The organism is Streptomyces sp. NPDC086554 (assembly GCF_040686095.1).
In the GTDB taxonomy this organism is placed as follows: Bacteria; Actinomycetota; Actinomycetes; order Streptomycetales; family Streptomycetaceae; genus Streptomyces.
The window spans coordinates 84,053-94,259 of sequence record NZ_JBFBJK010000026.1 but is presented as its reverse complement, the minus strand read 5'-3'; the positions used below and the strand labels follow the sequence as shown (position 1 = coordinate 94,259).

Sequence of the window (10,207 nt, the reverse complement as noted above, 5' to 3'; positions counted from 1 at the left end):
GGTATTTCCCCCCTTCTCTCCGCCGCCCCCCCCCCCCTTTTGGGGGGCCCCCGCGCCCGCCTCACATTCCGGGAGGCTGCCTCGTCGTACCGGTGACGGCAGATGCGGCCAAGGGAGCAGCGGCACCATGAAGAACCAGTCCGAGGCGGGAGACGACGGGCTCGACCCGAGCCTGAGCGCGATCATGAGCGAGCGGCGGCAGCTGATCAATGTCGGATATCGGCTGCTCGGCTCGCTGGCCGATGCCGAGGACGTCGTACAGGAGTCGTACGCCCGCTGGTACGCCATGCCCCGGGAGCGGGAGGCGACCATCGACAACCCCGGCGCCTGGCTGACGACGGTCGCCAGCCGCATCTGCCTCGATCTGCTCCGCTCGGCACGGGCGAGGCGGGAGAGTTACGTGGGCGAGTGGATCCCCGAGCCACTGCCCGATCACCGGGAGTGGATCGACGGACAGCCGGGCGGCAGGGCGGCCGACCCGGCGGACCGGGTCACGCTCGACGAGTCGATCAGCATGGCTTTCATGGTCGTGCTCGATGCGATGACCCCGGCCGAGCGCGTCGCGTTCGTCCTGCACGACGTCTTCCGCTACTCCTTCACCGAGGTGGCCGAGATCGTCGGCAGAACCCCGGCGGCCTGCCGCCAGCTGGCCTCGTCGGCCCGCCGCCGCATCGACGCATCGCAGGCGCCCGCGGCTCCGGCGGCCCAGCGTGCCGATGTCGTCAGGGACTTCAAGCAGGCCTGGGAGGCCAAGGACATCGAGGCCCTCATCGGCCTCCTCGACCCCGAGGCCACGGGGATCGGCGACGGCGGCGGCCTGGTCAACGCCGCGCCCCATCCCATCAGCGGGGGCGAGAAGATCGCGCGCTACTTGGTCGGCATCACCGGCCGGGCTCCCGACCTGACGATCCTGGAGCGGACGGTCAACGGCCAGCCGGGCCTGGTGGTCCAGCAGGACGGCGTCACGGTGGATGTGATGGCGTTCGACTTCGCAGGCGACCGGATCTCGCGCCTGTGGGCCGTACGGAATCCCGAGAAGCTCCGGACTTGGCCTACGTGCTGAGTCGAGGCAGCGAGGCGATGAAGGCGACGCCGAGCAGGAGTCGCACGACAGCGACGGTGAGCGCGAGCGAGAAGCCCTCCCTCGCGGCGCGCAGAGGGCCGCCGAGCCGGCCAGGGCGTCGCTGCGCGTGCAGCCGGCGTGGCCAGTCCCGCCACGCCGACAAGCGCCGCCGACTTGCTGGACAGGTCGGCCGCGCGACCGACAGCAGCAACAGCCCGCCGAAGGCGAGGAAGTACGCGGTGCGGACCCAGGCTGGGCCCGCGACGCCGAAACCGAGTTCGTCCCGGACCTGGGAGGGCAACGCTCACCACGTTGTCGTCCGGACGAGCATGAACTGCACGCAGCAGAGCACGACCAGTGCGTACGTGCGGCGATGGTGCTCCTCAGTACATGTTCTTTCTGCGTGAAGGTGTCGCCCGGAGGAAAAGGGATTGCCTTGAGGCCAGAGTTCACATTGGCTGGGCAGCATGGCTGAACTGCATACCGATCGTCTCGCCCTCCGCCGATGGCGGGACTCCGACCTTGAACCGTGGGCGGCCATGAATGCCGATCCTGAGGTTCGGGAGCACTTGGGCGATCTGCTTACCCGCGAGCAGAGCGATGCCTCCGTGGCGCGGTTCCAGGCCGAGTTCGACCAGCGCGGCTACGGGTGGTGGGCGGTTGAGGTGCAGGCCACGGGCGAGTTCATCGGCTTCGCAGGCTTGGACGAAGTGGACGACTACATGCCGTTCACCGGAGTGGAGATCGGCTGGAGGCTCGCCCGCTCGGCCTGGGGCAAGGGTTACGCCACCGAGGCCGCGCTGACAGTCCTGGCCCACGGCTTCGACACTCTTGGGCTTCCCGAGATCCTCGCTGTCACAACAGCCACCAACCTGCGTTCGCAGGCGGTGATGCGCAGGATCGGCATGACCCGGGACCCGGCCGACGACTTCGACGACCCCACCGAACCCGAAGGGCCGCTGCGTCCGAACGTGTTGTACCGCATCGCCCGTAATACGAGGAGCTGACGTTCGCCGCTGGGCCGCTTGATCAGGCTGCGGTGGCGAGGCGGCATCCGCCCCATCGGATGCCTTCTCGCCGAGGCAAGATCGTCCTCACCCGCGAACAGCAGCTTCAGCCCGATCGAGTTCGAGGAGAAGCACTTTGCCGAGCAGACGACGGCCGAACCGCTGAACCTGAAACCCCGTCAACCCGCCCTGACCAGCTGATCAGCACCTCCTGCACACCGGGGGAACCTCACGGCTGCTCGCCGGCCTGGCCGCACCCACTGCCCCATCCGCACGCTCCACAGACCAACAGGACGCACGACCCTGAAAGCAGGGCCGTGAACGCCTAGGGGCCGCAGCCGGGCCGAAGAGCACCTCGGCCCTCGCAAGCGGCGGTGGCCAAGCGGTCATTGGCGCCGGTGGGGTCACTTGACGGTGTCGCCGCTATGTTCTTGGTCAGGCAGACTGTCCCGTCGTTATCGGCGAGTGGCAGCGGCTGGTATCCCTCGCTCTTGTAGAGAGCGAGGTTCCGGCGGCTGGCGGCGCCCGTAGTCAGCACGATGCGACGGAACGTCTGCTCGGCTGCGGTCTCCGCGATGTGCAGTAGCCAGCGCCCCAGGCCCTGCCCCCGCAGGTCGGGGGCGACAGCGAGCCTGCCGATGTGCCAGTCGGTGTCGATGCGACGTGCCCGCACCATGCCCAGGAGGCGGCCGTCCCGCCATAGGCCCGTCGCGTGCCAGGCCGCAAGCCATTCGCGCACCTCGTCCACCGATTCATGCAGAGCCGGGATGGTCAGGGCGTCGTTGGCCAGGGCTTCGTCCACCCAGCAGCATCGCTGCAGCACGGTGACCTCGGGTGCGTCGTCGGGGACCAATCGCCGCACGTACGATCCCGGCAAGGGGCCCTGTGGCGTTCCTGCTCGTTCCCTCTCGCGCATCGGCCGCAAGGCGTGGGCGACCCGGACCAGCTCGTCCAGTACGCCGACAGCCGCCCCGGCGAGGGAGTTGTCCGGGCGTACCCGGCCTTGCTCGGTTGCGTCGCGGATGCGGATCGCGACCGTGGCGCCCAGTGGCACCAGGCGCAGGGTGGTCACCACCTGCTTGGCGTGCTGGACCGATCGCGTGCCTGCCGAGGTGTTGCCGTAGCTGACGAAGCCGATCGGCTTCCAGGCCCACTCGCGGCCGAGGTAGTCGAGGGCGTTCTTCAGGGTGGCGGGCATTCCGTAGTTGTACTCCGGCGTGACCACGATGAAGCCGTCGGCCGCATCCGCGATCGCGCTCCACCGTCGCGTGTGCTCCTGGCGGTAGGCACCGGTGGACGGATGCTCTTCCTCGTCGAGGAACGGCAGATCCAGGTCGCCGAGGGCCAGCGGCACGAGCTCGACGCGGAGCTCCTCGGCACGAGGCGTGATCGTCTCGGTCATCCACTTCCCGATGGCCGGGCCAAGGGCGCCGGGACGGGTGCTGCACACGAGTACGAGAACGCGCACCGTCTTCGTTGACATGGAAACGAAACTAGCCGATAGGCTATTTCCATGTCAACGAAACCGTCGGCCGCCACTGTGCGCTGGCTGGACCCGGACGAGGAGCGGGCATGGAGGGCTTTCCGCGGCATGGTGACCGCCGTCCAGACAGCCACTGCTCGTGATCTGACCACGGTCGGGCTCTCCGAACCCGACTACGAGGTGCTGAGCACCCTGTCGGAGCGACCCGACCGCACCAGCACCCTGCGCGAACAGGCCGCCAAGATGGGCTGGTCGCGCAGTCGGCTGTCCCGGCACGCCACCCGCATGGAAGCGCGCGGTCTCGTCCGGCGTGCGCCCGACCCGGCCGACGGCAGAGGTTGCCTGCTGATCCTCACCGAGCACGGCCTGGACGCGCTCGAGGGCGCCGCCCCCGCTCATGTCGCGTCGGTGCGAAGCCATTTCGTCGATCGGCTCACGTCCGAGGATCTCGCCGCCCTGGAGCACATCGCCGCGAAGCTGACGTCCGTGCGCGGGTCTCACTCCGGCTGACGCTCGTCCGTGGTGCTCCACGGTCACGTCGCGAGAGTGGTGTGCATCAGTCGCGCCGCCATAGACAGACGGCTCCGGGAAGGAGTTCAGTGGCTGAGCCACTTTCCATTAGGTAAGTACTTTCCTTGGGAAAGTAGCGTTTGCGGAGTTACAGAAAGGAGGCCCTCATGGCCATCCAGCACCATCTGTCCAGCCGCTCCGGGCCCAAGCCCCGCACCGGACCGGCGATTCCGCACCAGCAGTTGAGCCAGATCGCGCCGGCCGAGCTGCAGGAGCAGCTGTGGAGCCGCATGCTCACCCTGGCCGGCGCCACCGCCGGCCGCAGCAACATCTCCTTTCCGGAGACCCGCGCGCTGCACCTCGCCCCTGAGGCGGCGGCCGGCCCGGCGGAGGCGTTTCTCATCGGCACCGAGTTCGCCCATCTGCACGGCGTCGAGGACGGCAGCCTGCACCTGGCGCTGCCGGAGAGCGAGGCGCAGGAGGTGGTCGCCGCCGGCTGGGGCGAGCTGCATCCGCTCGCGCGGGAGGGACGCAGGCCACCGACCCTGCTGATGGTTTTCGGACCGCGCGATGAGCACGAGCTCGAGATTGTCTGGGAGTTGGTCCGCCGCAGCCACCGCTTCGCGACGAGCTGACGCAGGATGAACGCCGCGGCCGCACACCCGATGGGTGTGCGGCCGCGGCGTCAGCGTTCGCCCTCGTACGCGGCGCGGGCGGCGAGCACCTGGTCCATGTACTGGTCCGTCCACTCCACCATGGCGCTGAACACCGGGCCGAGGGTGCGGGCCAGCTCCGTCGCCTCGTATTCGACGCGCGGCGGCATTTCCGCGTAGTACGTGCGCGTCACCAGGCCGTCCGCCTCCAGCTGCCGCAGCCGCTGGGTCAGCACCTTCGGCGTGACCGCCGGCAGCAGCACCTGCAACTGCGTGAAGCGCATCCGACCGTGGTGGTTGAGCGTCCACAGCACCGCGGTCGTCCAGCGGCCGAAGACCAGATCTGCCATGGGAGAGATGGGGCAGGGATCCTGCCCCGCCGGCTGGGCACGCTTGGGCACGGTCGCTCCCTCGCTTGTGGCTATCTGATGGATATCGAGTGTACGAAGGAGAGTTACCGCGCGGCGGCGCGGGAGACCGGCCCTTGGGGCTGTCGCTCGGGTTCGGTGGTCCACGGCCAGTTGGCGAGGGTGGTGTGCATGAGGCGGGTGGCGGTGGAGAGGCGGCCGTCGGCCCTGCGGTGGAGGGTGAGGGTGCGGCGGCACGCCGTGGCGTCGATCGCGACCCAGGCGACCGGGACGCCGGTGTCGGCGGTGCGGGCGATCGCGGGGATGAGGGTGAGGCCGATGCCGACGCCGACCAGGGCCGCCGTGGCCGCGGGCTCGTCACCTTCGCAGACGATGCGCGGGGTCATATTGGCCACGGCGAACAGCCGGTCAAGCAGCCGCCGTTGCCAGTGTCCTGGCCGGGAGATGACGAATGGTTCGTCCCGCAGCTCCTCGACGGTGACGGATGCCCGGGCGGCCAGCGGATGATCCGGCGGGGCGGCCAGCCACACCTGCTCATCGTGCAGATGGACGCTCTCCAGGCCGTCGCCGGCGATCGGCTGCGAGGCCACACACAGGTCGATCTCGCGCGTGTGCAGGGCGCGGTGCATGCCGTCGGCGGACAACTGGTGGAGCTGGACGTCGATATCCGGATGCGCCTCCTTGTACGCCCGCAGCGGCCCGGTCAGGGTCAGGAAGGTCTCCGAGGCCAGGCGTACGCTGCCGATGCCCTCGCGGGCGGCCTCGGCCACCGCGCGCTGCCCCTCCTCCAGCTCGCCGAGGGCCCGTTCGACGTGGTCGCGGAAGAGCCGGCCCGAGTCGTTGAGACGCAGCCGGCCGCCCCGGTCGAAGAGCGGCGCGCCGAGCTCGGCCTCCAGCCGGGCGATGGTGCGGCTCAATGACGGCTGGGCGACGCGGAGTTGTTCGGCGGCGCGGCTGAGGTGCTCCAGGCGTGCGATCACGAGGAATTGCCGGAGTGCGTGCAGGTCCATTGCGTCCCCTCCCGCCTGGGCTCATAGCACTCAGGCTATAGCAGTTTAGCAATATTGATCTTTGACGGCATATCCCAGTGAGTATGACCGTGGGGGCATGACCAGCACTCATGAAGCCTCGCCGGCGACAGCGCCGGTGCGCGAGGCGCCGCGCACCGGCGTCGCCGGCGGGCTGTTCCGGGCGGCGGTGACACTGCACACCGTCGTGGCCTTCGGCCAGCCGGTGTTCGCCGGTGTATATCTCTCCGGGGACATCGGCGGGCTCGACCTCCATGTCCTCGGTGCCAATGCGGCGTCTTTCCTGGGTCTCGCCCAGGCCATCGTGGGCGTCACCTACTCCGTGCGGCGGCGCGTGTGGTGGCCGGCGCTTGCGTCGCTGCTGCTGGTGGCGGCCGAGACGGTGCAGTACTTCGCGGGCATGGACGGGGCGCTGTGGCTGCACCTTCCGCTCGGGGTGTCGTTGATCGCCGGTCTTGCGGTGCTCTTCACCGTGGCGTGGACGCGGCCGCTGCCCGGCAGGGTGCGGGGTGGCTCCGATGCGTAAGCCGACGGACGTACGACCCGCGCCCTCGCGCCGCCAGATCCTCGCGGTCGGCGGGGCCCTGGGGCTGCTGGCAGGCGGCGGACTCGGCCTCTCGGGCGCGCTCGCCAACCGCCCGACGCTGACTGGCGGAGTGCTGCGCAGCGCGGCGCCGCTGCCCGAGCCGTACACCGTGCCGCTGCCGATCCCGAAGGTGCTGACCCCGGCGACCGGGAAGGGCGCCGACCGGTACGAGATCACCCAGCGCGAGACGACCGCGGAGCTCCTGCCCGGCACCCGCACCAGGCTGTGGACGTACAACGGAACCTTTCCGGGCCCGACGATCGAGTCCCGCCGCGGCCGTACGGTCCGGGTGCGGCACCGCAACGAGCTGCCGGTGCCGACCGCGGTGCACCTGCACGGCGGCCGCACACCGGCGGACTCCGACGGCTATCCCACCGACCTGATCCTCCCGGACGGCTGGCCGGACGCGGAGCACCATCGCGGCGGGGGCCACGGCGCGGGCAGTCACCAGATGGCCGATCCACGCGCCGTGACCAGCCGCGTCACCCAGGACTACGTCTTCCCCAACGACCAGCGCGCCACCATGCTCTGGTACCACGACCACCGCATGGACTTCACCGCCCCGGCGATCTGGCGCGGCCTCGCCGGGCTGCACATCGTGCGGGACGAGATCGAGGACGCGCTGGACCTGCCCCGCGGCGAGCGCGAGCTGCCGCTGATGATCGGCGACCGCGCCTTCGATGCGGATGGTCAGCTGCGCTACCCGGCCCTCGACCCCGGCCTGCGCGACCGACCGGGCGTGCGCGGCCCGTACGCGGCCGGGGTGCTGGGGGACGTCATTCTGGTCAACGGTGCCCCCTGGCCGGTGCACGAGGTGGCCGCCGCCCGCCACCGGCTGCGGCTGCTGAACGGCTCCAACGCCCGCCACTACGACCTGGAGGCGGTCACCGACGACGGCCGCCGACTGGACCTGGTGCAGATCGGATCTGATCAGGGGCTGCTGGCCGCGCCCGTCACGCACACTGGGCTGCGGATCGCCCCCGCCGAGCGCTACGACGTGGTCATCGACTTCGGCGGCCTCGAGCCCGGAGACCGGGTGCGGCTGCGCAACCAGCTGGGCAGCGGGCGGACCCGCGAGGTGATGGCCTTCCGTATCGCCCGCAAGGTCAAGGACCGCAGCCGCGTACCGGACCGGCTCGCTGCCGACCTGCCGGTCTGGCGGCGCTCGCAGGCGAGCACGGTCCGGGAATTCGCCTTCCGCGCCGGGCACATGCAGCACGGCCGCGGCTGGCTGATAGGCGGCCGCGCCTTCGACCCCGGCCGTACGGACGTCTCCACCCGGCTCGGCGCCATCGAGGTGTGGCGGCTGGTCGCCGACGTGCACCACCCCATCCATCTGCACCTGGTCGGCTTCCGGGTGCTCTCCCGCGGCGGCGGACCGCCGCTGCCGCAGGACGCCGGGCTGAAGGACACCGTCTCGCTCCGCCCTGGCGAGTCGGCGGAGATCATCACCCGCTTCGACGGCTACCGCGGCCGCTACCTCTTCCACTGCCACAACGCCGAACACGAGGACATGGGAATGATGGCGAACATCGAGATCGCCTGACCTCCATTCCGCTTCCCCTTCCGAACCGACGACGAACGGATCACCGCACATGCCCACCGGAAACGGAATCACGATCATCGGCGCCGGCCTCGCCGCCGCCAAGGCCGCCGAGGCGCTGCGTCTCTCCCACGGCTATGAGGGCCCGCTGACCCTGATCGGCGACGAGCCCCACCTGCCGTACGAGCGCCCGGGACTGTCCAAGGGCTATCTCCTCGGCACCGTCGACGCGGCCGGTCTCGATGTCCACCCGGCCGACTTCTACGCCGCGAACGACATCAGCCTGCTCAGGTGCGAACGCGCCGCCGACCTCGACCTCGCGGCCCGTCGCGTTCGCACCGACGCCGGCACCGAGGTCGCCTTCGACCAGGTTGTCCTCGCCACCGGGGCGCGGGCGCGTCGGCTGGACGTGGCAGGCCGTGGCCTGGCCGGCATCCACTATCTGCGCAACCGCGACGACAGCGACCGACTGCGCGAAGGGCTCGGCTCCGCCGGCAGCGTGGTGATCGTCGGCGCCGGCTGGATCGGCCTCGAACTCGCCTCGGCCGCCCGCACCCTGGGCCTGACCACCACTGTCATCGAACCGCTGCCCACCCCGCTCTACACAGTGCTGGGCCCCGAGATCGGTGGCATCTTCGCCCGGCATCACCGCGACCACGGCGTCGACCTGCGCACCGGGGACGGCGTGGAGAAGTTCCTCGGCACCGGGAGGGTGGAGGCCGTCCACACCACCACGGGCGACATCATCCCGGCCGACCTGGTCATCGTCGGCATCGGCTCGGTCCCCAACACCGAACTCGCCGAACAGGCCGGCCTGAAGACGGACGCGGGCGTCCTGGTCGACCCCGACCTGCGCACCTCGCACCCCGCCGCGCTGGCCACCGGTGACGTCGCACGGCAGCGGCACCCGCGCCACCTCAACCCGATCCGCGTCGACCACTGGGACAACGCCATCGTCCACGGCACCGCCGCCGCAGCCACCCTCACCGGCGCACCGCAGATCGTCGACACGGTGCCGTACTTCTTCTCCACCCAGTACGACTCGACCCTCGAATACGTCGGCCACCCCCTCCACTGGGACCGTGTCGTCACCCGCGGCACCCCCGACACCCCGGGCTTCACGGCCTTCTGGCTGGACGGCGAGACCCCGGTCGCCGCGATGACCCTGGACAACTGGGGCGCGGCAGAACACCTGCGGGCCCTGGTCGCCGATGCCCGGCCGACGGACGCCAGCCGGCTGGGAGACCCAGGCGTCCCGCTGCCGGACCTGGCCCACGCTGCAGCTTGACCACCCGCGCCCGGAGGGCTTGACGGACACACCTGACGGCGCGCGCTGGTCGGCGCATCCGGTCCACGGCCAAGAACTTCATCAGCTCGCGGAACCACCGGCTATGCGAGGCCTTCTGCCGCGGTGCGCCCGGCTTCGGCGAGGCGTTGGAGGAGCTCAGCGAAGCGTTCGAGTTCGGCGTCCGGGTAGTCGTCACAGATCCGGTCCACGGACGCAGCCATCCCGGCGAAGTGCTTGAGCAGCTCCGCGTTGCGTTCGCGCAACGCCCGGACAAGGGAGCCCCGACGGTCCGCGGGGTCCTGTTCGCGTGCGATCCATCCGGCGCGTTCGAGCCGGTCGAGGACGCCGGTCATGGTGGCAGCGTGCAATCCGGCGCGGCGGGCAAGGGCGCCGGGGCTCAGCGGCCCGTGGACGTTGATGAGTTCGAGGCAGTCCATGTCCACATCCTTGAGGCCGACCCGGGCGCCGACCTGCCGGTTGAGCAAGGTGAGCTGTGCGTCCAGCTCGCGGAGGCCCTGCTTGACCCCGGCAGTCGCACGGCGGTGACTGCGGCCGTCGGGCCCAGCTGGCCCGGACGGCCCTGCGGCCTCACCTGATACGGATCTCATAATGTACGGACTCCAAAGTAAAGTGTTACGGTTCTCATATGTTACGGCACTCGGACTATCGAGTCGGACA

11 protein-coding genes and 1 pseudogene are annotated in these 10,207 nt (G+C 70.2%); 7 read left to right on the top strand and 5 right to left on the bottom strand.

Annotation, left to right across the window (positions count from 1 at the left end; genetic code table 11):
* Positions 1 to 127: 127 nt before the first annotated feature.
* Positions 128 to 1,063 (top strand): RNA polymerase sigma factor SigJ, encoded by a 936-nt coding sequence (sigJ, locus tag AB0O76_RS34525; protein WP_365499633.1) that lies wholly within the window; start codon positions 128 to 130, stop codon positions 1,061 to 1,063.
* Between the two features lie 182 nt (positions 1,064 to 1,245).
* Here sigJ and AB0O76_RS34520 read toward each other — a convergent pair.
* Positions 1,246 to 1,421 (bottom strand): annotated as a pseudogene (locus tag AB0O76_RS34520) (MFS transporter); the annotation flags it as partial.
* 109 nt (positions 1,422 to 1,530) lie between these two features.
* Between AB0O76_RS34520 and AB0O76_RS34515 the strand changes: the two are divergent.
* Positions 1,531 to 2,070 carry a GNAT family N-acetyltransferase gene (locus tag AB0O76_RS34515; RefSeq protein WP_365499630.1) on the top strand — a complete coding sequence of 180 codons (540 nt, stop codon included), beginning with the start codon at positions 1,531 to 1,533 and terminating at the stop codon, positions 2,068 to 2,070.
* Positions 2,071 to 2,395: 325 nt separating this feature from the next.
* On the opposite strand, the gene AB0O76_RS34510 is transcribed toward AB0O76_RS34515, so the two are convergent.
* Entirely contained in the window at positions 2,396 to 3,553 is a 1,158-nt protein-coding gene (locus tag AB0O76_RS34510) for a bifunctional NAD(P)H-dependent oxidoreductase/GNAT family N-acetyltransferase (RefSeq protein ID WP_365499627.1), read from the bottom strand.
* Positions 3,554 to 3,583: 30 nt separating this feature from the next.
* Between AB0O76_RS34510 and AB0O76_RS34505 the strand changes: the two genes are divergently transcribed.
* Together AB0O76_RS34505 and AB0O76_RS34500 are read left to right on the top strand one after the other, a co-directional pair.
* Positions 3,584 to 4,063 (top strand): MarR family winged helix-turn-helix transcriptional regulator, encoded by a 480-nt coding sequence (locus tag AB0O76_RS34505; protein WP_365499624.1) that lies wholly within the window; start codon positions 3,584 to 3,586, stop codon positions 4,061 to 4,063.
* 167 nt (positions 4,064 to 4,230) lie between these two features.
* A complete protein-coding gene (locus AB0O76_RS34500; protein WP_365499621.1) occupies positions 4,231 to 4,698 on the top strand; it encodes a luciferase family protein in 468 nt (155 codons plus the stop codon).
* A gap of 50 nt (positions 4,699 to 4,748) precedes the next feature.
* Here the strand turns inward: AB0O76_RS34500 and AB0O76_RS34495 are convergent, their stop codons facing one another.
* Complete coding sequence (locus AB0O76_RS34495) at positions 4,749 to 5,066, bottom strand: helix-turn-helix domain-containing protein (protein ID WP_365499618.1); 318 nt, start codon at positions 5,064 to 5,066, stop codon at positions 4,749 to 4,751.
* A gap of 104 nt (positions 5,067 to 5,170) precedes the next feature.
* On the bottom strand, positions 5,171 to 6,094 hold the full coding sequence (locus AB0O76_RS34490) for a LysR substrate-binding domain-containing protein (protein ID WP_365499615.1): 924 nt from the start codon (positions 6,092 to 6,094) through the stop codon (positions 5,171 to 5,173).
* Between the two features lie 97 nt (positions 6,095 to 6,191).
* Between AB0O76_RS34490 and AB0O76_RS34485 the strand changes: the two genes are divergently transcribed.
* From AB0O76_RS34485 to AB0O76_RS34475, 3 genes are read left to right on the top strand one after another with little or no spacing between them, the layout of a single operon-like run.
* Positions 6,192 to 6,638 carry a hypothetical protein gene (locus AB0O76_RS34485; RefSeq protein WP_365499612.1) on the top strand — a complete coding sequence of 149 codons (447 nt, stop codon included), beginning with the start codon at positions 6,192 to 6,194 and terminating at the stop codon, positions 6,636 to 6,638.
* Positions 6,631 to 8,244 (top strand): multicopper oxidase domain-containing protein, encoded by a 1,614-nt coding sequence (locus AB0O76_RS34480; RefSeq protein ID WP_365499610.1) that lies wholly within the window; start codon positions 6,631 to 6,633, stop codon positions 8,242 to 8,244. Before AB0O76_RS34485 ends, AB0O76_RS34480 begins: the two co-directional genes overlap by 8 nt.
* 49 nt (positions 8,245 to 8,293) lie before the next feature.
* A complete protein-coding gene (locus tag AB0O76_RS34475; protein ID WP_365499607.1) occupies positions 8,294 to 9,529 on the top strand; it encodes an FAD-dependent oxidoreductase in 1,236 nt (411 codons plus the stop codon).
* 101 nt (positions 9,530 to 9,630) lie between these two features.
* On the opposite strand, the gene AB0O76_RS34470 is transcribed toward AB0O76_RS34475, so the two are convergent.
* Positions 9,631 to 10,137 (bottom strand): MarR family transcriptional regulator, encoded by a 507-nt coding sequence (locus AB0O76_RS34470; protein ID WP_365499604.1) that lies wholly within the window; start codon positions 10,135 to 10,137, stop codon positions 9,631 to 9,633.
* Positions 10,138 to 10,207 lie beyond the last annotated feature (70 nt).